The organism is Salibacterium salarium (assembly GCF_030813635.1).
In the GTDB taxonomy this organism is placed as follows: Bacteria; Bacillota; Bacilli; order Bacillales; family Marinococcaceae; genus Salibacterium; species Salibacterium salarium.
The window spans coordinates 266046-289723 of the sequence record NZ_JAUSUM010000001.1 but is presented as its reverse complement, the minus strand read 5'-3'; the positions used below and the strand labels follow the sequence as shown (position 1 = coordinate 289723).

Sequence of the window (23678 nt, the reverse complement as noted above, 5' to 3'; positions counted from 1 at the left end):
ATAACCTTTTGATACAGCACCCTCTTTTCATCTAGGATGAAGGAAGCTTCAAAGTAAGGGTTGAGCTTAGATGTTTTAGATGATTCTCATCAGCCCATAAAATAAAGTAGTGATATGTTGTTCCTTCTATTTGAATGGGGATTGGATAACGGACAAGGAGGGCCGCTTGCCTTCTCATTTCTACCGGTTGGTCAGCGGACGGAAAAATAAAACAGGCCTCTTGGTTTTCTATGAGCGTGCTGAAGATGCGAGGATTAGAACCATATGGGAATAATGGGTGGAATGCTTCATTGCGGCAAACGAAGTGTAATGGTTCGTCTGTCGCAATCGCTGAAATTTGAAAGAAGCCATCTCGCCCTTCATATCTGCGATCCGCTACTTCCTCCCAATGGGCTGGATATTCGAATTGAACCTGATAAACAACATCGGTATACGTCCGCATCGAAAACGGAGCTGTCCCTGGCGACCATTGCAACGACGTTATCAATGCCCCACTTGTTACTTTAACTGGTACAGGGTGCCCTACATCAATGACCCACATTTCACTGGCTGTTCCATTTTCACAACCGGAGAGATAGGCCACTTTCCTGCTATCCGGGGACCATGTCACAGGAGTAGAAAAACAATTCGACATCGCCCTTGTTCGATCCCCCTCCGCTTGTCTCCCTGTTGTTCTAATCAATGAAAAATAGCCAACACCATTTTCAAAAGTATTGGCACTGTAGGCAATCGTTGATGAATCAGGAGACCATGCGGGATTATAATTTCTTCCAAGCGGCCCTCCCATCACCTCAAATACGCTGCCCATTGTAAGATCGATGGTAAAAATAATCGAAATGCTGACACCAGGTGTCGTATACAATACAAACGTACCATCCGGAGATAGACGGACATTATTCAGTCTGCCTTCGGTATTTTGAGTGATTTGCTGTCTAGCCGCTCCATCCGTCTGCATACCGAATAGTTGACTAATTCCATCTGAATCAGGCGCTTGAAAAAGTAATGCCGTCCCGCTTGGAAACCACTGAACATCCGTTGCAGCAGGCTCGTTTATTCTCTGCACTTGATGGGTGATGACGTTGTACAACATAATGTCATCCTGTTTTATATACGCAAGTTGTTGGCTGTCCGGTGACCAACTCAAAAAGACACCCAACCCCTCCGCAAACTGATCTATCCTGGCAACAGCACCTTCAACGAGCTGAATGACAAAAAGAATATTATTTCTTCCTACAAAAGCGATTTTCCTACTGTCTGGTGACCAAAAAGGAATGGAAAAAGATTCTCCGATACCGCTTGTAACCTGTGTGTCTATCCCCTGAGTTAGATGATATAACCATATATCATAACTTCCTCCGCGGTTAGATGTATAAGCTATCCATTCTTCCTCTTTGGGGCGGATGTCATAAAAATGTTGCATGATTTACCTCTCCCCCTTTTTTCAACAATACTATACCTTATCGCAGGAGAAAGGAAAAAATGCACAATCATCCACCATATTTCATTTTAATTATTCCCTTCATTTTCTATTTACAAATAAACCCTTGAGCATATACTTTCATGTTTCACCGTAACGGGGACAGACACCAATTGTGCAGGGACCTCTCCACTCGTGGCTCGGGCACACCCGCAAAACACCTTGCATCTACTTTTAATAGATCTTTAAGAGGCTTTGATAGACTTTGAGGTTCTAATGTTATCCATCTAAAGGAGTATATCATGGTCAAGACTCTTCCTAGAATTCATTCAGCATAGATTGTTTGGATATGTAATACATCCCATAAGAAAAACACCTCCATTAGTCGATAGTTGTTACATACGACATTGGAGGTGTTTTTTCCTGTGCCTCATTCAGTTAGGTCCCTCTACATTCATTTAGAGCCGCTGCAGATCAATTCTGCAGCGGCTTCTATGAGCCATCCTATTAGTTAACATTCTGCTGCTGTGCAGCGTTCTGTTTCTTGGCCAGTCCCATTTGAATCAGTTTAACATCACTGCGTTTCAATTCATGGTAAATCCCTTTGGAATTCGTAAAGCTGATCAGATCGCCATCCTCCTGGATTTTCTTCACCGCTTCTTCCTGACTCTCCGCTTCGATCAACCGGTTTATCTTAAAGTCCTGTTCCAAATAGTAAATCACGACAAATGTTTTCATGTTTTATCACTCCCTATGTATGTAACAGGGGAATTATACCAGACATATCGTATAGAAAAAAGCCTATCTTCAGCGTTGAGCATTCATATATCGGATGATTCAGGTGCTCATCGGGACTTGAGTGATGCATAACCAGAGTCTGTCATGCCAACAAGGGAACTTCAAAGCACTTATACTTGTTGCACAATCTGTGGCGATCTCTTTATTAGTACCTATTTACTATAGCAAGCGTCGAATCACCTGAATTACCCGTTCTTGATCTTCTATAGTCATGTTCGATCCTGAAGGGAGACAAAGACCATATTCGAATAATTCGTCCGAGAAACTGTAGTTCTCCTGCAAAGGATAATACGTCGCTCCTTCAAACAGTGGCTGCAGATGCAACGGCTTCCAGACGGGGCGGGCTTCAATATTTTCTTCTGCAAGGGCTTCAATCATCGTCGTACGCTCCACCCCCGTTCTTGCTGGATCAACCATAAGTGCGGTGAGCCAGCGGTTAGAACGGGCACCTTTCAACTCCGGCATAAAGGAGAATCCTTCTATGTCCTGAAATGCTTCTTGATAACGCGCAAAAACATCGCGACGTTGTTGGACACGTAAATCTATCGCTTCTAACTGCGCTCGTCCGATGCCGGCAACAATGTTACTCATCCGATAATTGTAGCCAATTTCACTATGCTGATAGTGAAGAGCAGGGTCCCGAGCCTGTGTGGATAAAAAGCGGGCTTTCTTTATCATAGCTTCATCATTACTCGTCAGCATTCCACCACCGGACGTCGTAATAATCTTGTTACCATTAAATGAAAAAACGCCAAAATACCCAAAAGAACCACTCTTCCGTTCCACGTAGTCTGCCCCAAGTGACTCCGCCGCATCTTCAATTAATGCAACATCATACGCATCACATAAGTCTGCTAACTCTTTCATTTTTGCGCTTTGTCCATATAAGTTTACGACAATGACAGCCTTCGGAAGATTATTTTCCGTCTTTGCATCACGCAAGGCCCGTTCTAGGGCAGCTGGTGACATATTCCACGTCTCCGGCTCAGAATCTATTAGAACAGGGGTGGCTTTTTCATATAAAATCGGATTCGCACTAGCCACAAACGTGAGCGAAGAACAAAAGACAGCATCCCCTTGTTCCACTTCCAACAAGCGGAGAGCCAAATGGATAGCTGCCGTTCCAGAACTAACTGCTGCCGCATGATTCACACCAACGTATTCCGCTAGTTCCTTTTCAAACCCATCGACATTATTCCCAAGCGGAGCAATCCAGTTTAAATCAAACGCTTCGTTTATGTAAGACTGTTCCTTCCCCGTCATATGTGGCGCTGATAAAAAAATTCGTTTGTTTGAACTCAAGTTCAATCACCTTCTTTCTCCATTACATCTTTATTAACCTTTCAAATAAAGGCGAACAGAAATTTATGTTGTAATACTATACATGCTAAACCACAAATTGCTTCAAGACTTTATCTAAGCTTGTTCGAGTAGAACTCCTGTCTTTTATGCTTCTATTATTTTAAATAAGATTACGTTGTTTTAAATAAGAAATAATTGTATCAACAGAATCTTTTAAAGTGTGTTGGTCTGTTCCCACTACAATTTCTGGTGCATCTGGTTCTTCATACGGTGCATCAACTCCTGTAAATCCTTTTATATCACCCTTCCTCGCCTTTTCATACAAACCTTTTGGATCACGCTCTTCACAGGTTTCCAAAGAACATTTAGTATACACTTCAATAAATTCACCGTCACCTAACAGTTCCCGTGCTTTCTGCCGGTCTTCCCTGTACGGAGAAATGAAAGCTGTTAACGTTAAAATACCGGCATCGTTCATTAATTTTGCAACTTCCCCAATGCGTCTAATATTTTCCACTCTATCTTCCGGACTAAAACCGAGGTTATTATTTAACCCTTGCCGAACATTATCTCCGTCCAATCGATACGTATGAATTTCCTTCTCATGCAGTGCTTTCTCCAATTCTACAGAAAGTGTAGATTTACCTGATCCAGACAAACCTGTAAACCAAATAACTGGACTTTTGTGACTTTTTAACGTTTGTCTATCTTGCTTTGTTATTTTGGACTCATGCCATGTAACATTGGTTGATTTCAATGATATGCTCCTCCTCATTTATAAATAGAAAGAAGACCGGGAAACCCGGTCTTTAAAAAAGGGACTTACACTTGTTTCATCCCTTTAATCAATACATCTGCCACTTCGGGGCGTGAAAATTCTTTAGGCGGGCGATAACCGTTACGAAGTAACTCCCGAACCTTGGTACCACTTAAGTGCACGTGGTGCGAAGAATCATGCGGACATGTTTTGGCAGTGGCCATATTTTCGCACGTGGAACAATAAAAGGCATGTTCAAAAGTGAAAATTTTAATACCTAGCTCCTCTTCATACTGGGTAATTAACTCTTGCGCATCGTAAGTACCATAATAATCACCGACACCGGCATGATCTCGTCCGACAATAAAATGGGTACAACCATAGTTTCTACGAACAATAGCATGCAAAATCGCCTCACGCGGACCTGCATACCGCATTGCAGCTGGGTATATTACAAGCCGTGTGCGATTTTTTGGATAATAGTTTTGGAGAATCGTTTGATAGCTCTCCATTCGTACATCCGCTGGAATATCTCCAGATTTCGTCTCTCCCACAAGCGGGTTTAACAGCAGTCCGTCGACAACTTCTAAAGCTGATTTCTGAATATATTCATGTGCGCGATGTACTGGATTTCTCGTCTGAAAACCAACAACAGTCTTCCAACCAAGATCTGCAAACATTTGGCGAGTCTCGGACGGATCCAAATAATATTCCTTAAACTCTCCGTGATTCGGACGGTTCAAGAGTGTAACCGGCCCTCCTAAATAAACGTTTCCTTTATCATAAACCTTCTGTACCCCGGGATGATTGGTATCTGTTGTACCATAAACAAGCCGTGCTTCTTTTTCTTTATCATAAGTGAATTTCTCTTTCACTTCTATTGTTCCATAAATAACGCCATCTTCTCCTATAAGAGCAACCTCTTCTCCAATATCAAGCGTGGTGGCTATTTCTTCACGGACCGGCAATGTGATCGGAATACTCCAGATGGTGCCATCTTGTAGACGCATATCATCGACTACACGTTCATAATCATCTTGTCCCATAAACCCTTCAAGCGGACTAAAACCACCAATCCCGATAAGTTCGAGATCAGAGACGATCCAGGAATTCACTTCTACTGATTTGTTACCTTTCATTTCTTCTAGCTTTTTCTTCGATTCTTCTTTATTTAACTCTTTGTTTACCAATGCCTTGTTCGATTCACTTATCATCAAAGTACATCCTCTCTATAAGACTAAGTCAATGTTTTCATAATGTAATATAAATCTTTAATAAACGAATAATTAGTTATGTATTCCTTGTTTATTTGTACTTTATGGGGATAGATAACTTTTGCATTATATTGCTCTGGATTATCTTGAGCAGCTAATAGTTCCTCTTCATTTTTATAGTGAATAGTGGCTGGACCTGTAATGCCTGGACGGATATTTAGGATAATGCGGTCTTCCCCCTCTAATTGGTCCGCATAACCAGGAACGTCTGGGCGAGGACCTACAAAACTCATATCACCTTTCAATACATTCCATAGCTGAGGCAATTCATCTAACTTCCATTTTCTAAACACTTTACCTGACTTTGTGATGCGCATGTCGTGGCTTGTAGTAACTGTGGTGTTCTCCGTTTTTCGCTGTTTCATCGTTTTAACTTTAATAACCTTAAATATAAATCCGTTTTTTCCAACTCGGTGTTGTGCAAAGAAGCCGTTGCTTTTTGTTTCAATCGCAGCAACGAGAAAACAAAGAATAATAACCCAAGAGGTTAACACTAAACCAACAAATGAAAAAAAGATATCGAAGCTTCGTTTCATGCTTCGTTCCAATAAAGACAGATCACATTTCATATTGATGACGCTCCATAGCCGGCTTTAAAATAGTATTTACTCGTTCTAATAGATTTTTATCACTTAACGTCCTCACGCCCTTGCCTACACTTTTACTACTAACGTCTTGAGTGAGTCGTTCTATTTCTTCTGGTGTTATTTCAATATTTAGAAAAGCACATATTTGTTTCATATTTTTAACGGGGTGTTCCACAAAATCTTCATAATAAATAGTGTGATATTGAGAAGAAGGGATAAAGTTTTTAAAAGCATTTGTTGCTTTTTCTACGCTTGCTTTCCATTGATAAGCACAAACTTCTTCTAAGGACACTTTTTTTAATTGTTCTGTCATTCCAGTGAATTGCGGCCCCCATGAAGCCAATCTATTTTCTCGTGAAGTTATTTTATATAATCTGTTTAAAAAATACTTAAATCCGTAATAAGGCAAGTCACTTTTGGGCACAAACCTCATCTTTTCGCCGATATATTCCGTATCCAATGGTGCTTCCCATCGCTTTTTCGCCGACTCCACAACATCTCTTCCATCTCTAACAATATGAAGATATTTCGCTTCTGGTACGACATTCTGAACAAACTCCACTCTAAGAGAATTGGCACATGTTTTTTCTACTAAGTATTTGGCATTTGTCTCTTCCGCCATTTCATCAAACTTTTGGCGTATGTATTTTTTAGCTTTAGAGGTTGCCATGTCTGAGGTGAACTCATCTGTTTTATGTGTTACGTTATGATGACGCCAGATATAATTTATTTCGTCACAAGGCCATGTTTCCACTCCTGCAATTTGTGTCAACGTATCTCGTAACATGTTTGTGCCCGATCGACCGGCGCCGATAATAACAACAGGTTTATAATTAATCATTTAGGCCTCTCCTTTAATGGTGCAGAATACATTGGGTTAATCATGCTTACTATATTCCTTTTGAAAGGTAAGAAGAATATTCATAGCAACGTAATATAATGATCTCATTTTTGACATACCAATAGTTTTTCTAAATAATTTGTATCTATAAATTATACCTTCGATTTTTTTACTAGATAGAGATTCATTACCAACCCTATACTTCATTAATGTATCTTTAATTCCATATATCATTTTCGATTCTTTTATTAATCGCAACCATAATTCGTAGTCTTCTGCTCTTTTTAAATCTTTAAATTCTATCATCTCACCAAAAAATTCTTTGTTAATCATTACTGAAGATGTACCTAAATAATTTTTTCTCAATAGCATTTTCTCATTAATTTTTAGTCTGGCATGAACTGTTCTAATTAAATCATTATGATCAAATTTCACGTATGAAGTATAGGAAAACTTAATTTCATTTGATTCCATAAAGTTAACTTGAATTTCTAATTTTGATTTTTCCCATAAATCATCACTGTCAAGGAATGCAATATATTTTCCTCTAGAGAAATTCACCCCTTTATTCCTTGATAACGATGGACCGATATTCTCTTCATTAACCAGTAATTTTATTCTTTTGTCACTATTAAGAAAATGGTTTATCACTTTTAAACTATTATCTGTTGAGTTATCGTCTATAATAATTAATTCAAAATTTGTAAATGATTGATTCAAAACTGACCTTATAGATTTTTCCAGATTTGCATCGCCGTTGTAATTAGGCATTATTATAGACACCATTGGCATTATAGAGCGCCTCCACTTATTTATTTTAAACTATGAATATAAAAAACTTTTAGTTCTTTATAGATGACCCTGCTTAGAAACATGTGTGTGCGAAAATTGACTAAATATATTTGAATACTTTTACTTTAAACAGTCTAGAAACTATAAAATATCCAGTTATATTTATAAGAACAATAGAAACCATACTTGCAAATGCAGCACCATTGATTCCATAAATAGGTATAAGAATAAAATTTAATGATATATTAACAATACACACAAATATATTTGCATATAATTGGAATTTCGTTTTCCCTGTCATGGAAAGCATTAACCATACACCGCCGACAGCAATATTTATAAACTGTCCTATACTTCGAAAATTCAGGGCCGTTACACCTTCAACTATATCTTCACCGAAAACTGATAGAATAAATTCGCTATTCATAATTATAATCACTGTGATTATCAAAGCAACTATAGCAAGTCCTCTAGTGGATACGACATACAATTTCTGTAATACTTCTATTTGACCACTATGATATAGATTTGCAATTTTTGGTGCGAACACAGTATTAAAAATAATTAGAAGACTTGCAACTGAATTTGAGACTAAAAACGTAATTTCATATATTCCCACATAACTTTCATTAGTCATATTACCAATCATTATTATGTCAATTCTATTAATAATAGTAGACATCATAGTTGCAAAAACCAAAGGAATAGAATACTTTAAATATTCTTTATCAACATTTACTTCACCAAAGTTTTTCTTATTTTTTATATAGTACACTACATTTGAGAAAATAAACGAAATATAAACTCCTAGCGCAACGCTATATTCATTTTCACCTGTTACGTAGTATAAACCAACTATTGAACCTATTCTTATAATCATTGATAAAAAACCATTAATAAAGTAATATTCCTTAATTTTTCCTTGAGAACGATATATTCCAAAAAAAAGTCTTTCTGCTGAAACTAACCATATTAATGGCAACATCCATCTAATGTATATATCTTGAATAAATACATATAATAGCACTACTATAACTATAGACAATAGAATATTTACAATAAAGCTAAAACTGATGTGTTTGTTATTATTTTTAGGTATTGAATACATTAAACCGTTGTCTAGTCCTGCTTTAGCAATTATCATAAATAAAGATACAAGTGAAAAAGCATAAGTATATTTCCCGAATATTTCTGGTCCGTATAACCTAGTGCATATTAGAGCGAACAATAAAGTAAAAACCATGAAAGACATTTTTCCGAAAAATGACTCTATTAATTTTAAAATAAATTCATTACTATTCTTTTTCAATGCATTCAATAGAAACAACTATATCCGACCTTAATGATTTCATTTATTGTACCTTTTATTTATAATATATCCCATCTGTAACCCTGCTAATCCCCAAAAACTTATTGCAGGTCTTGTCACTTGTAAGGCCTCTATTGTAATTGATTTCAGTGAAAAAACTATTACTATAGTCAATATAAATGCCTTATATTTTGAGTTCTTCCATAACACTGATATGGTAGTAATTAACAGCAATAAATGTAGGAAACTTCCCATTACTCCCATCTCAATAAAAGATCTTAAGTATTGACTATCAACTCCCAACGTGGAGTCTTGTTTAATTTGCTCAGGTATGCCTTTTCCCTTACCAAATAAATAATCCTCAATATTATCAAAACTATATAATTCGTATTCGTTAGCCCATTTATCAGACCTGTTTTCTACAGCATTATCAAGTTTATATATTCTTTCGGACAACACTTCAGCGTATTGTGTTTGAGTAAAACTTAAGAAAAGTATAATAATTAATACAAACATTGATAAGTTAATAATGGCGTTTTTTTTCTTTATACTAAACCCATTATTATAAAGCTTAGTAATAACTATGATAAAGATTATAAATATAAGTGAAACAATATTTATTCTTGACACTGTTGCAATTACGGGGAAAGAACAGATTATTATAAAGAAGAATACAGGTTTTATTTTATTTAATTCTAGGAAAGCCAAAACAAACACAATCATTAAATAAATTGACGCACTTGGCTCTGGAGAACCTGTGACTAGTGCACCAATTCCATAGAACGAAATTCCGCCCTTAACCATTTCGATATATGCATATAACACATTAATTACTACCAAAACAAAAAGTAGATTTAAAGAATATTTCTTTATGTAATAATAAGAATTGACTAGTAGAAAAAATAGAAGAAAGTATTCCATTTCTTTTATTATATAAAAAAATGACATTATCTCTATCTTATTAATAATAAATAAATATGTATTATATACAAACAAACTTAAGAAATATAACGTTCCTGCAATTTTTATAGGTATAAATATTCTCTTATTTGTTATTGGTCTTCTTATTGTTAGTATATACAACACATAAAACAATATGCCAACATCAAAAAGAGTAATGTTTGGTAGTATAGTAGAAATAATAAATTGATCTAATAATACAAACGAAATAGCAAGGTAAAGAAATATTCTCATTTTTATTACTCCAGCCAGTGATTTAAATCTTTCTCAATTAGTACAGAAAGTTTTTTTATATCGGTCTCATATACTGATTTTAAATACTCTTTGTCACTAACACTTAGTTCAGTTTTAGCTAAATTTTTTTCTAGGATTTTAAAATAATAATCTTTCAACTTATTAGCCATAGGGGTTGGCAAATATTTTTTCGCAAGAGACTTTGCTTTTAATGGACTTGCAATAACTTTAGTAATTTTATTTTTAGGTGTCCCTGACACATTGTACTTTTTTTCGGTGTTGTTAATTGTTACTGGGTCAACTTCAAGAAATTTATAAATATTTTTTAACGTTCCTTCTAAATCATCTTTTATCTCATCAAATAGTACTATATGTACATTTTCACGACCAAAAACTTCTAAATAATCTTTAACTTTTTGATAATACAAACCTTGCGCAATGTAATACCAGCCAACTTCATAATTATTTAACATACGATGATTTTCATTTTGAATCGCTTCTCTGAAACTCTCGCTCTCTCTTCCCCTTGAAACATAGTAAGTATATGCTGAATAAGCTCTTTCAATTGGATTTCTTAAAGAGATAATTATTTTAGCATCAGGACTTTCTTCTTTTAATTTATATGCAAGTCCATTAAAGTATAAATAATGCACAGAACTTTCAGCAATATACTTCTGTCCACTATAATTTGAAAACAACTTATAATATTCTTCAGCACTTCCAATTACATTTTTATCATATCTCTTATCATAGGGCCCATTATGTGGAAATGTATCAAAGAACGTTGTGAAATAATTTGGCTCTTTTTCAGATGAAAAGAATATATTTGGATGTTCTTTTAAATAGTTATAGAGTGAAGTCGTTGCACTTTTTTGAGCTCCAACTATAAATAAGTTAGGTGTATTTTTATTCATTCCCAATTCCATCCTTTGATTTATTTTAGTACTATATAGAGTTATGTCTACTAATTGTATTAAAAATTACATTTGTGATACTTTTTGTTCTTGTCTATTAGCAATTTCTATTAAATTAACCTTCAACTCTTCTTTTGATAAACCACTCAATCCATTTATTACAGTATTGAAAAATAGATTAATATTATACGTTTGACCTATATATATTTTTGGATAAATTTGTTCTGGATAGACTTCATCGTCCTTCAAGAGTTCTTCATACATTTTTTCTCCCGGGCGCATGCCGGAGTATTCGATTCCGATATCTTCTATGTTGTAGCCTGATAACTTAATTAAGTTTTTCGCGAGGTCGACAATCTTTACCGGTTCTCCCATGTCCAACACAAATACTTCTCCGCCTTTGGCAAGAGCGCCTGCTTGGATAACGAGCCTTGACGCTTCGGAAATCGTCATAAAATATCGTACCATATCGGGGTGGGTGACGGTGACCGGGCCTCCGTTTTGGATTTGCTTTTTGAATAATGGAATGACGCTGCCACGACTTCCGAGAACGTTGCCGAAACGAACCGATACAAACTTTGTTTCGCTTGTTGTATCCATGTGCTGGACGACCATTTCTGCAATTCGTTTGGTGGCGCCCATGACACTTGTTGGATTCACTGCTTTGTCCGTTGAAATCATAACGAATGTTTCGCTTCCGTATTCATTTGCCGCTTCTGCTAGATTCTTCGTTCCCTGGACATTGTTTTTGACAGCTTCTTCTGGATTTTTTTCCATTAATGGCACGTGTTTGTGTGCCGCTGCATGGAAAACAACATCAGGTCGATAAGACTCGAATATCGTGTCCATTTTTTCTTTATCTTTTACATCCGAAACTTCGGTAATCAGTTCACTGTATAATTCTTTCTGTTGCAGTTCCATCTCTACGTCGTATACACCATTTTCATAATGGTCCAGCAAAATCATTTTTTGTGGTTGGAATCCGCTAATTTGCCGGCATATTTCTGAACCAATGGAACCTGCTGCTCCTGTAACAAGGATGGTTTTATTCGTTATCGACTCGGAAATACCTTCAATATCAAGTTCGACGGGGTCTCGTCCCAATAAATCTTCGACTTCTACATCCCGGAACTCATTGACAGATACTTTTCCGCTCAAGAGATCCTCTATCATTGGCAGTATTTGTGTGCGAATGTTCGTTTTTTGACATTCATCGTAAATACGCTGTAATTCTTGTCTGGTTAAGGAAGGAATCGCGATGACGATGTGTTCGATATCAAGTTCGTTTGCAATGTTTTCTATGTTATGAACGGGACCTTCTACGGGCACACCCATAATCTCAAGCTTTTTCTTCGTCATATCATCATCAACAAAAGCAACAGGGGTTAATTCACTCTCGCCGCCCTGCATCATTTGGCGGGCCACCATCGTGCCTGCACTGCCTGAACCAACGATTAATGTCCGTTTTTTGTTTTTATGAGATTTTAAGAATGTATCACGATACATTCTCCAGGCAAAGCGAGATCCACCAATGAGCAATATGTGCAACATCCAAGTAATAACCAATGTACGTTTATGAATGATATCAAAAAATAGCTGTTGCATGATGACAGTCGCAATGATAGATAACGTCACTGCTTTAAATATTTCTTTTAGCTCATTAATGCTCGCATACTGCCATACCCGTTTGTATAACTTGAATTGGTACGCAAAAAAATGATGGAATACAACTAACGACAGCGAGCTGGCAATGATAATCGGAGAATCGATATATTCCGTATTATAAATCAGGTACCCGCCAATAAATACAGCGATCATTACAATAAGTGTGTCTATTCCCATCAATAATATCAAGCGTTTTCCGTATGTCATATCATCCCTCCTCTCTTCTTCATGTGATTCTTAGAATTCTAGGAGTGCTTACGACGAATCGGATTATTTTTGAAGAATTCTAACACAAACGCTAGTCCAACAGATACCATAGCTCCTATTACAAAGGCGATTGCCGTGTTCAACATAGGGTTTGGAGAATCTGGCGAGCGCGGCATGGTTGCCTGCTCGAACACTTCGGGTCCGTGAAGATCTTTCAATTCTAACTGTTGATCTTGTAATTGTTGATCAAGCTCATTCAACTGAGTCTCGTCCATTTCAACATAGTCAATCAAACGACTTCTGGATAAATCACGTTCTGTTTCACTTAGTTCTTCATTTTCCTCAATATCAGTTAGAGCTTCTTTGTTACGGGCTAAACTGGCTGACGTTTGTTCATAGTTTTCAAACGTTGATTCATATAACTGTTCGACAATTGCTTGCCTATCTTCATACGCCGGCTCTGCCCGATCTAAGTATTGTGTGATAACACCGCTCGCAATGTCCTGGGCACGTTCTGGTTTTTCATGGGTTGCTGTTATTTCTAACATGCTGGATTCCGATAAACTTTCTATCGATACGGAACCTCTTAAATCACGGGGCAAATCATGGCTTAACTCTAGATTTTCTATGACATCTTCTAACAAATCATTACTCATAATCACTTCTTCGGCACTGTCCGCTGACGTATACATCTCATTTCCAAAGTTTCCTAGGTATACTTTAGCCGTCGAACTATAGCTTGGCGTTAGAAACTGTGACACCCCAAAAGCAACCAAGGCTAGTGCAATCGGTAAGATAATAATTAAAAGTTTGTAATGCCAAATAATTGCTATTATTTCAGTCAGACTAATTTCGTCTGACTGTTGATCCATCTGCTGGTTTGGGTCATTTTCTGACATTCTCTTCCTCCTGTTTCCTGCGGTGTATATTTTTCTATTTTATCATACATTTTTCGACATATCGACACAGTATTACTTAAAAAAGGGGGTATAAGCTTCATAATAAGAAGTTGCTTTGTCATTTTGGTTTTTAAGTTGATTATATTTTTTCTTCGATTGTTCGTCTTTCCCTTGCTTTTCGAGAGCATGAATAACAAGTGCCTGCGCACGTAGATATATGTCTTCTTCCGCCTTCCCAATCGTATTCAGTACTTCTATACCAGAATCATATTCTTCATTTATCATATAGGCCTGTCCAGCCAGAAACCTTGATGATTTGTTTAAATCTAAATCTTTATAATTAGATTCAGGATTTTGCCGAAACTCCAACGTCGTGTTGGTATATTGTTCATACGTTTCGGTTGCTTGATCGGCAACGTTGGAGGCCTCTTCGTCCTTCCCATTTTGCTTCAAGCTAGCCGCCTCTCCAGACGTTAAACGTATCATCCGTTCATAAATACCTGTATTAAACGGGTCATATTCGAGTGCCTGCTTATATCTCTTTACTGCTTCGTCTATATAGCCAAAAGAGGCGTAACTGTTTCCGCTCTGCATCCAAGCCGTTCCACTCAATGGCTGAACATTAGTGAATTGATTACTCAATTCAAGTGTTAAATCTTCATTCCGTAGCTCCACCGCTGTACTTGCCTGATTAACAACATAATCAAGCCTGTACGGATTCAAGTCTCTTGCCTCACTCAATCCCTCCAACACTTCCTCCTTATTTGATGATTGCGTATTCGCTTGCGCCGTTCGCTGCGCTGCTTCAAACCGGAACGCATAAATCGATGAAATAATGACCAACACCGTAGCCAAGACGGACGCGCCAATTGCTGCAGGACGCTTATATTTTTCCATCGAAAAGGTTGGAAATTCTGGCTGCCCCGGCACAACCATTGCAAAAATCAGAAAGAACAAAAGCCATATCGACGCAAATGAAAAGTCAAAATCAATCGCGCCATGCCCTAACAACATCATAAGGGCAATAAGACCCGCCGGCACTATCCCATCAGCACTTTGCTTAAAGGCCTTTATACTTACAACTACAAACAGAACGAGCACACCTATCCAAACGACAAAACCTAGTAAACCGATATTTAACAACTGCTCCAACAGCACACTATGAACTTCATTACTAACATAAGGTTCGGTTTGATAGTCATGGTAAAGAATACTCCAGCCATCACCGCCCCAACCTATAATTGGAGCATTTTTAAACATATCCAGCGCATCGAAGAAAAACGTTAATCGTCCATCTTCAAATATCGTCTCATAGCCGATATTGTTTATACGATTTTGAACATTTTCCGGAAGGAGGTTGTAGATGACGCCTTTATAAACAAAATCAAGTACAAGCGCAACACCACCAACAAAGCTTGCGATTGGAAAGATGTATCGTAGTTTTTTATTCGACAATGTTAGATTAGCTTTCACATTCAACCCTTGATGTATGACAAACACAAGAGCAGTACTTAGTAAACTAACAAGCAAAAGGGCAATGATTTGACCTGTCGTCTCAAACGTCCCCCACTCATTGGAGAAGAACATAAAGAACACAAAACCACCGACAAAAGCAATCATTGTATATAGTATATATTTCACCTGCCCCACGAAAGAAAGACAGCATAAACCGACAAACCAAATAATCGGTAATAGAATCATAGCTCCTCTTGATAGAGATAAAAACAAGGTAGAAGCATATAACACAACTGGTAAACTAAATAAAATAATCGATAATGCCGAATGTCGTTTGATGGACATATACATTATATTGAACAGCAAGAGTGCCATCGTCACCGCAGCATACGTATTCGGGTATTGAAATACACTAGAAAAACGACGGCTAAGAATAGCGTCATTATACTCTAACCACTCCCACGATGTTAGAAACGGTAGAAACGCAATAAATAAGCCAAATAGCTGCAATAAAACCAGCATTCCTGTTTGAATAGACGGCATATTTTTCTTCAAACTAACTAAAACAAAGAAAAACATTGCAAATAGCATCCACTGAATAAACTGATCAAATGCCCCCTGCATCGTCACCGCATTCGTGAACGACAACAAATAACAGAGAGGAATCAGAAACACGATAAGATATAGATACGGTATTGTTTCTTTTTTCTTGAAAAATAAGTATAAAACGTAGCCTAAAAACAGAATCGACATTCCCACTTGCCATACATATATATGTTGATCATAAAAAAGTCCTTGATTATAAGAAGAAACAAAAAAGGATACACCAATGATAAGAAACACAATCCAATGCACCATGTCACAGCCTCCAAGCTAATATTTATTTCAAGGGGCATTATACCATTTTCAACCTTCGTAACGAACAGTTTTCCGGGATTTATTTCTATTATCTCCACATAGATGCCAGCAATGATGATAAAAACAGTTGAATTTCATATTATCCTTGTTCCAAAAATCCAAGAAAGAGAAAAATTCTACTACTCTTAGTCTCTATCCGTAATTAAAAAAAGGAAGCGGGATCCTTTATGAATCCCCGCTTCGTAAAGAGTAACTTCTGCTGATTGACATAGCATGCTAATTCAACATCCTGAACACCTTTGCGCTATCTGCTGTCGCTTTCAGCAATGCGAATATCAGAGCTATCTAGGGTTTCACGATACGGTCTAGTTAATTCAACAGAAAGAACGTGACCGTCATCGGTAAGAGCACAAAAACAATCTAATTTTTATATATAAACGAAAAATAGATAGACTTCTATATCAAGGCATTTATGTGAAACAGCTCTCTTTCCTACTACGAAAAGAGAGCTGTAAATGATATATCTAATTTTAGAAATGATTCATTCATGAAAAGAAGTAAAAGTTTACATTAAATTTTACTTTATTCCACCACAAAATCACCTTTTATCGTATCTTCCCCTAAATCAATTTCCAATTGATACGCTCCCGGTCCAAGTTGTTCAAAAATGCCGGCATTCAAGCCATTCATGACCTGAGTAGCATCTGGATTCACCTGCATCGTATTACTTGACACCTGTTCCCATTCATCGTCCGGATTCAATATATTTAATTGAACATTCAGTTGTTCCTGCCCAATAGAGGATTCAGTCTCTATCAAGAAATTAACTTTTTCGCCAACCTGAAAAACATTACCAGCCTGAATTTCATTTTCTCCTGTCACTTCTCCAAATACAATCCCGGGACCAGAGGAGTCACTCTCATTCGAACAGGCTCCCATAATTAAAACCACAAGAATAGAAGCGGCGAGAAATAAAGCGAACCGTTTCATTTTCATTCTCCTTACTAGAAAAAAAGAGTGAGCGCGAGGCCCACTCTTCAGGAATAACTAAGTTATTATTACTCAGTTACTTCATTTTGATTATAAACATCAACTGTTACAGTTGAATCTGTAAAGTTAACGGAATCATTAAAGAAGTTATTAGCACTGAAGTCTATATCCAGTGGATTTCCGTCTTCTGATTCGTTATATCCGTAAACATAAACACTCACGGTAGAACCAGTGTAAGCATAGCTACCAGTAGTAGAATCTGTAGCGTCTTCATACGTTCCTTCTGTCACACTGATGTCATCTCCACTATCATTTGTAACAGTGAAAGAATCACCATCTACATCAGCTTCTTCAGAAAACGAAAGCTTAATTTCACTCACACCAGTTTCAGAAGTCGCTGTAACTTCTTCAAAACTTAGATTTGCAGTAACGCCTTCAGGTTCATTCGAAAGAGCGATAACGTCAGCGAATCTGCTTCCTTCGTCAACTAGGGCTGCTCTTACATAGTCGCCTTCTTCAAGATCGCGCAGGCTTTCTACGGAGTAGTCGTCCGCGTCAGCATCAGTGGAATCATAAACTCCTCCATTGCTTTCAAGCTCAACGACCGTTCCGTCTTCGAATTCAACCGTATCATCGGAAACACTTACGCCATCGGTAGCAATTGTACCCGACACAATCTCACCGTCAACGTCAGCATCACTCAGCTGCTGAATTTCAGTGACTTCGTCGTTATTGTCATTGACAACAAGATTCACAATGTCACCTTCTGCTGCAGCGTCCTCGTCCAACGAATCAACGTCATACGTGACTTCTTCACCATCAACAAGTGCTACAAGACGATCGATTTCATTATCTGTGTTAACATCGAGACGCTTAATCAACGCTGTTTCATCTGATGTTTCACCAGCTTCAAAGTCTTCTACAAAGAGATGCGTGGCGTTATCTTCATCATCGTAATAAACGGATGCGTCATCGAGGTCTGTTCCATCTTCCTGAATCTGCTCCCAATTTTGGAAGGATACATCTTCAGCGTCAGGATACTCACCATCTGCAAGAGTTTCTTCAAGACCTACAACGGTTGTGGAATTGCCAAGACTCTTGCCGGCAGCATAGCTGTCGTCATACTCTACATCCACACCATTTTCGTCTGTTTCAAAGAATTTAAGACCTTGAAGTTCGTTGTCTTCATTTGTTGAAAGACCTACGAGCATATCGTTGTCACGAACTTCATAAATCACTTCTTCAAACTCATCTCCGTCGTCGTTTTCACCGACGGCTACAACGTCAAAAGAAGATGTCGGGAAGTCTGTGCCGTCAGCGGCGCGTACTTCAAAGCTGTCGATTTCAAAGTCTCCGCTCGGAGCGTCGTCTCCATCTTCGAATTCGAGGTCGTCACCGTTTTGCTGGACGACAAATTCATCGAGATCGTCAACGCCGATGTCATAAAGCTCTTCGCCATCTTTAGTAGCAACTTCAATTTCCATGCGGTCGTTGTTCAGGTTATCTTGATAAGCTTCGATGGACGCTGTAGTGTATGCAGCAGTGTACTCATCTTCTACAGTTCCTTCTGTTCCTTTAACAAGGATAATTTCGCCGCGGGCGTTGAAGTACGCTTCTACTTCGCCGCCTTCCTGAAGACTTTCAGCGCCGTCTTCATTGAGGGTTTCTTTATTATTGTCCTCATCAAGATACTGTGCGCCATCTACATAATCGTAGTTTTCGCCTTCAAGGTCGAAGGAATCTTTATAAACACTATCGATTTCACCAGTTACTGTGTCATTGTAAACGACTGCCAAGCCGTCTTCATGAGCATCTTCATTAAACATGATGAAGTCATCCTGCTCGATGTCATCTATGGAAATACCTTGACCGTCTTTAACAATAGTGTAGTCTTCAAGATCTACTTCTTCGCCGCCATAACCGATAGCGACATTTCCATCAACTTCTTCTACAGCAAAAGAATCTTCAGGAGCCATGGTGTAAGCGTAAACGCGTGCTACATCACCATTGTCATCCAGAATAACTTTTGCGTAGTCGTATTCATTACCGTCGTAGTTTGCTTCAATGTCCTCTGCACCAACTTTATCATCTTCATCATCAGTGCCGTATTCTTCGATGAACTCTGTATCTTCTGTCAGTTCATAACTTTCAGTATCGCCGTTTTCATTGATAGTGGAAATTTCGTCTCCGTCAACTTCAACAGCATCGGTGACTGCTTCAGATACAATTTCAATGTCTTCTACAACATCGTCACCATCGAACCATACGTTAACCTGCTGTCCAAGCGCTGCCTGGAAGTTGAAGTCCATGTCTTCCGGCACTTCCAATGTTTTATCGAGTACTTCAATTTCACGGTTCTCTTTGTCTACGGATTCAACATGGGCGCCATCGTCATCGTAATTCCAGTACTGTGGGCGAGCAAATGTTGTTTCAAGGTCTCCAATTTGAAGATCATAGTTAGTCAAACGCTCAATTTCAGCTGGAGCATCTTCACTTGTGTTGTCATAAAGAGTGATTTCAGCAGATTGACGGTCGGATGAAAGTTCTACATCCTCAACACCTTTGCGCTCTCCACTGTCTGCCTCAGAAATACGCACATCAGAGCTGTCAATGTCTTCAGTGTACGGTCTGTTGAAATTAACTTCCAATACGTGACCGTCATCAGTAAGAGCATTCACTTCAGAAATTGCAAGAGGCTCTTGAACATCAAGGGCACGATCCAAGAAAGTAGCGAATTGAGCACGGTTTACTGTTTCTTTTGGACGGAAGTTTCCATCTTCAGTCTCAGTAATTCCATGCTGAGAAAGAATCTCGATGTTTTCTTTGTGGCTTTCGTGTGCATTATCAAGATCGTTCACGTTTGCTTCAGTGTCTTCTACTGGTTCAAGTTCAAACGCACGAACTAGAATAGTAGCCATTTGCTCACGAGTAAGATCTCTACTTGCAGCAAACTCTGTGTTATTTTCGCGGCCTTCGATGTATCCAGCTTCCGCCACTGCTTCAGCGAATGGTGTGGAATAACTGTCATCGTTAAGGTCTTCAAAAGAAGACTCTGCATTTTCATCTACTTCAAGATCAAATGCGTTTACAAGCAATTCTGCTACCTGTCCGCGAGAAATATCTTCTGTTGGACCGTATGTACCATCTGGGTACCCGTTGATGATACCTTCGTTAGCCAAACGCTGGATGGACTCAGAAGCCCAATGATCGTTAGATACATCACTGAATGACTCAGCTGCATCTGCTTGTTGTACGTCCGCAGGTACAACAGCACCAAATGTTGTTGCTACCATTGCGGCAGAAACAGATGTTGCTAGAAACTTGCGGTAAGACTTAGGTTGATAAGCCATATGCAATACTTCCTCCTTTTATTAAGTACTCTATCTCAGTTTTGATAGAATACTATTTTCTAACTTTCAGAGACGCTCACGTCATCTGGTTCCTCAACGATCATCTATCGGGTCATCGGAATCATCAATGAAAACGCATCCGTCCGTTAGTTTCTCATTTTTTTCTAAAAAACTGCATAAATTATTATACTTGCCAAATCATGGGCTGTCAATTCATGGTGAGTTTATTTATTGCAATTGTGGCACAAAATAGTTCGTATGATAGATTACATCATATTTTGACGCCATTTACAAGAATTCTACAACATTTTCCCTATAATTGCTACCATGATTTTCTTCTGTAATCTCTTCTTAATAGAATATACATGTTATTCCCACTATTCTTCGAGATTTTCAGAGTCTTATAGCCCTTGTCTAAAAATGTCATTGGTTCGTTAGATGGTTTTTCACTGGTAATGTTTGCCTCGCTTTTCATATTAAAACATAGAGTTTACAACTCTGTCACGAGATTTACACGGATTTAATAAGTATTACTAACAAGAAATGCACTTTGTTTCATTAAAAAGCCAGCCTTCGTATGGTTACGCAGGCTGGCTTCAAATTATGATACTTTCCTTCTATTGTTAGGAATTGTTTTCTTCTGATTCTTGTTCTTCCATTTGTTCCTGTTCAATTTCTTTTAATTTTTCTTCCATATAACTTTCAAGATTTCCATCGACGTCGTTATGGTCTTGATAGCGGACATTCGTGATTTCATCAAATGATTGTAATTCGCCGCCTATTTCTATTGTAAATCGAAAACGTGTATCGTAGCCGTTCAATCGTTTCGTTTCCTGGTCGATAAAGGCAGTCATTTCGATACCATCAAGTTGAAGCGAATCGAGTTGTTCATCTGTCAAACCGTCTGATGAAGAGGAAGTAACACCGAGATTTTTTAATTTCTTTTCTACTAAACTGTAGTGACGTTCATCTGTTCCTTTAAAAGAAACTTCATAATAATCATCGGTTTCTTCCATGTCTGTTACTTCCTTCATTAGAAATTCACTTTCAAATGGAAGGAAAAACGATAATTCTTCTTCCGGGCGCAGCATCGTGCTCATTTCTTCTGTGTTCGTATCATGAGGTTCCCACTCTTCTCCTTCGCGAATTTCTATATTATTACCGTCCACCCGCAAATCCATTTCAACCGGATCGCTAATGTCAATGACATTTAAATTCGTTTCCAGGTAGCCTTGCAGCGGATCGTCATACTGAAGCGCCCCTCGTGTAAATGTGCTGACTCCATCTTCTTCTGCATTTAGTGTGTTCGAGTAAGTGAAGTACACACTGTCGAGGTCCTCCATCGCCGTCATAGCATCTGCATATATCTCCTCAGGAAGCTCTCTGTCACCGCATGCACTCATCAATAAAGTGCTAGCTCCTGCCATCACAAGAGCTACTTTTTTCATTTTCTTCATATGTATAGTCTCCTAAATTCGTTTGGTTTGATGTATTGATATTCAATGCTATTTTACAACCGCCAGCTCGAAAAGGCAAAAAACGTTTTTTGTAAGACTTTGGTACTTTCCTATCAAAAAGTTACAAAAATCATGTGAAAAAATTATTTATGTTACAGAAAAATTACAAAACTATGCTACTTTTTAACATGCCTTTATGACAGTAGACAGAAACGACATGAAGCAATTTTTAAGACATTGTACAAGCGAATGTTGCTGGATATATAGGATATTTGTATCATTATGTCTTTATCTTGTTATTAAACTGTAAACTCATAAGGCCTTTTTACATGCTAGACTGATAATTGTGTTCAAATAGACATAGCAATCCAACAAACTTCGACATTAACAATAGAACATAGATTAAAAAGGTACAGAAAGGGGTGGCCAACGGTGGTCAAAAAGAGTTTAGCAGGATTACTCAGTCTCGTTATGCTATTGTCTGCATTTGCGTTGCAGCCTGGAACGGCAGATGCCTCAACTGCGGACAACATCGTAGCAGAAGCGAGGAAACATTTAGGAACACCTTACAGTTACGGAGGAACAACACCGAGCGGATTTGATTGTTCCGGATTCACGGGGTATGTATTTAGTAAAGAAGGGATTGATCTTCCGAGAACATCATCCCAACAATACAATGTAGGAACTTCTGTTTCGAAGTCCAACCTTCAAAAAGGCGATTTGGTTTTCTTTTCTCATAATGGCTCGTCAGTATCTCATAACGGCATTTACATAGGAAATCAACAGTTTATTCACTCCTCTTCTTCAAACGGAATAAGCATTTCAAGCATTAATGATCCGTACTACTGGGGAGATCGTTACTTAGGAGCAAAACGAGTGATTAGTGATTCTAATGAAGAGACGAAGGAAGCTAAAACAGCTGCTGTTAAGTCAGAAACGTTAGAAACTCTTCCTGACGGAGAATATCACGATGTAGATGAAGATTACTGGGCTTACGAAAGCATAACAACCCTTGGTGAAGATGGCATTATCAACGGTTATGACAACAGCACGTTCAAACCTTCTGATAATATTACAAGAGGACAAGCTGCTACGTTACTGATGAAAGCTTTGGACTTAGAACGGACAGGCAGTGAGACTGAATTCTCTGATGTAGACGCAGACCACACCCATGCAACAGCAATCAAAGCGGTGAACGAAGCTGGAATTATTACAGGAGACTCTGATGGAAACTTCATGCCTGATGAGCCGATGACTCGCCAGCACATGGCTGTTGTTTTCTACCGTGCTTTCGAACTTGAAGGCAGTGAGTACGATGGAGAATTCGCTGACGTTGAACAAGATCACACTTATTACAAACACATTCAAGCACTAGCAGGAAGCGGTATTACAACTGGAAATGAAGACGGAGAATTTGAACCAAACCGAGAAACAACACGTGCCCACTTCTCTGTTTTCCTTGATAGTGCATTGGAATTATAATGTAGCAATAAGGGGAGACTCGCCATTAGGCGGGTCTTTTTTTAGGTTTATGAAGATGGCAGGGGTGGCCATATAGGAATAAACCTTCCATAGCGTTTTCAAGTTTTATCAGAAAAGCGGGCACTTCCAA

Annotated in this window: 18 protein-coding genes; 1 reads left to right on the top strand and 17 read right to left on the bottom strand. The window is 38.2% G+C overall.

Annotation, left to right across the window (positions count from 1 at the left end):
* Nucleotides 1-31 precede the first annotated feature (31 nt).
* The 17 genes from J2S78_RS01490 to J2S78_RS01410 all read right to left on the bottom strand — a co-directional run bounded on the left by J2S78_RS01490 (nt 32) and on the right by J2S78_RS01410 (nt 22066).
* Nucleotides 32-1420: a hypothetical protein gene (locus J2S78_RS01490; RefSeq protein ID WP_306895606.1), complete on the bottom strand. Its 1389-nt coding sequence runs from the start codon at nt 1418-1420 to the stop codon at nt 32-34.
* Nucleotides 1421-1924: 504 nt separating this feature from the next.
* On the bottom strand, nt 1925-2155 hold the full coding sequence (locus J2S78_RS01485; protein WP_125557913.1) for a hypothetical protein: 231 nt from the start codon (nt 2153-2155) through the stop codon (nt 1925-1927).
* A 219-nt stretch (nt 2156-2374) separates the two neighbouring features.
* The gene (locus J2S78_RS01480; RefSeq protein WP_370871512.1) at nt 2375-3478 is read right to left on the bottom strand and encodes a DegT/DnrJ/EryC1/StrS family aminotransferase; all 1104 of its coding nucleotides are present in this window, start codon (nt 3476-3478) and stop codon (nt 2375-2377) included.
* A 199-nt stretch (nt 3479-3677) separates the two neighbouring features.
* Nucleotides 3678-4292 carry an adenylyl-sulfate kinase gene (gene cysC / locus J2S78_RS01475; protein ID WP_306895601.1) on the bottom strand — a complete coding sequence of 205 codons (615 nt, stop codon included), beginning with the start codon at nt 4290-4292 and terminating at the stop codon, nt 3678-3680.
* A 47-nt stretch (nt 4293-4339) separates the two neighbouring features.
* A complete protein-coding gene (gene sat / locus J2S78_RS01470) occupies nt 4340-5488 on the bottom strand; it encodes a sulfate adenylyltransferase (protein ID WP_306895599.1) in 1149 nt (382 codons plus the stop codon).
* 23 nt (nt 5489-5511) lie between these two features.
* Nucleotides 5512-6117, bottom strand: coding sequence for a sugar transferase (locus J2S78_RS01465; protein WP_306895597.1), 606 nt, complete (start codon nt 6115-6117; stop codon nt 5512-5514).
* Nucleotides 6107-6976: a sulfotransferase family protein gene (locus tag J2S78_RS01460; protein WP_306895595.1), complete on the bottom strand. Its 870-nt coding sequence runs from the start codon at nt 6974-6976 to the stop codon at nt 6107-6109. The genes J2S78_RS01465 and J2S78_RS01460 overlap by 11 nt, the downstream gene beginning before the upstream one ends.
* A 36-nt stretch (nt 6977-7012) precedes the next feature.
* Nucleotides 7013-7768, bottom strand: a complete 756-nt coding sequence (locus J2S78_RS01455; protein ID WP_125557904.1) for a glycosyltransferase family 2 protein — start codon at nt 7766-7768, stop codon at nt 7013-7015.
* 100 nt (nt 7769-7868) lie between these two features.
* Nucleotides 7869-9095, bottom strand: a complete 1227-nt coding sequence (locus J2S78_RS01450) for an oligosaccharide flippase family protein (RefSeq protein WP_125557902.1) — start codon at nt 9093-9095, stop codon at nt 7869-7871.
* A gap of 21 nt (nt 9096-9116) precedes the next feature.
* The gene (locus tag J2S78_RS01445; protein ID WP_306895590.1) at nt 9117-10271 is read right to left on the bottom strand and encodes a hypothetical protein; all 1155 of its coding nucleotides are present in this window, start codon (nt 10269-10271) and stop codon (nt 9117-9119) included.
* Between the two features lie 5 nt (nt 10272-10276).
* On the bottom strand, nt 10277-11185 hold the full coding sequence (locus J2S78_RS01440) for a sulfotransferase family protein (protein WP_185819740.1): 909 nt from the start codon (nt 11183-11185) through the stop codon (nt 10277-10279).
* A gap of 66 nt (nt 11186-11251) precedes the next feature.
* Nucleotides 11252-13057: a polysaccharide biosynthesis protein gene (locus tag J2S78_RS01435; protein ID WP_306895585.1), complete on the bottom strand. Its 1806-nt coding sequence runs from the start codon at nt 13055-13057 to the stop codon at nt 11252-11254.
* Nucleotides 13058-13095: 38 nt separating this feature from the next.
* A complete protein-coding gene (locus tag J2S78_RS01430; RefSeq protein ID WP_306895583.1) occupies nt 13096-13956 on the bottom strand; it encodes a YveK family protein in 861 nt (286 codons plus the stop codon).
* Nucleotides 13957-14028: 72 nt separating this feature from the next.
* Nucleotides 14029-16269 carry an O-antigen ligase family protein gene (locus J2S78_RS01425; protein ID WP_306895581.1) on the bottom strand — a complete coding sequence of 747 codons (2241 nt, stop codon included), beginning with the start codon at nt 16267-16269 and terminating at the stop codon, nt 14029-14031.
* A gap of 582 nt (nt 16270-16851) precedes the next feature.
* Nucleotides 16852-17259, bottom strand: a complete 408-nt coding sequence (locus J2S78_RS01420) for a hypothetical protein (protein WP_306895580.1) — start codon at nt 17257-17259, stop codon at nt 16852-16854.
* Nucleotides 17260-17327: 68 nt separating this feature from the next.
* Nucleotides 17328-20609: an S-layer homology domain-containing protein gene (locus J2S78_RS01415; RefSeq protein WP_306895579.1), complete on the bottom strand. Its 3282-nt coding sequence runs from the start codon at nt 20607-20609 to the stop codon at nt 17328-17330.
* Nucleotides 20610-21232: 623 nt separating this feature from the next.
* Nucleotides 21233-22066 carry a DUF6612 family protein gene (locus J2S78_RS01410; RefSeq protein ID WP_306895578.1) on the bottom strand — a complete coding sequence of 278 codons (834 nt, stop codon included), beginning with the start codon at nt 22064-22066 and terminating at the stop codon, nt 21233-21235.
* Between the two features lie 432 nt (nt 22067-22498).
* Between J2S78_RS01410 and J2S78_RS01405 the strand changes: the two genes are divergently transcribed.
* On the top strand, nt 22499-23548 hold the full coding sequence (locus J2S78_RS01405; protein ID WP_306895577.1) for a C40 family peptidase: 1050 nt from the start codon (nt 22499-22501) through the stop codon (nt 23546-23548).
* The last annotated feature ends 130 nt before the right edge of the window (nt 23549-23678 follow it).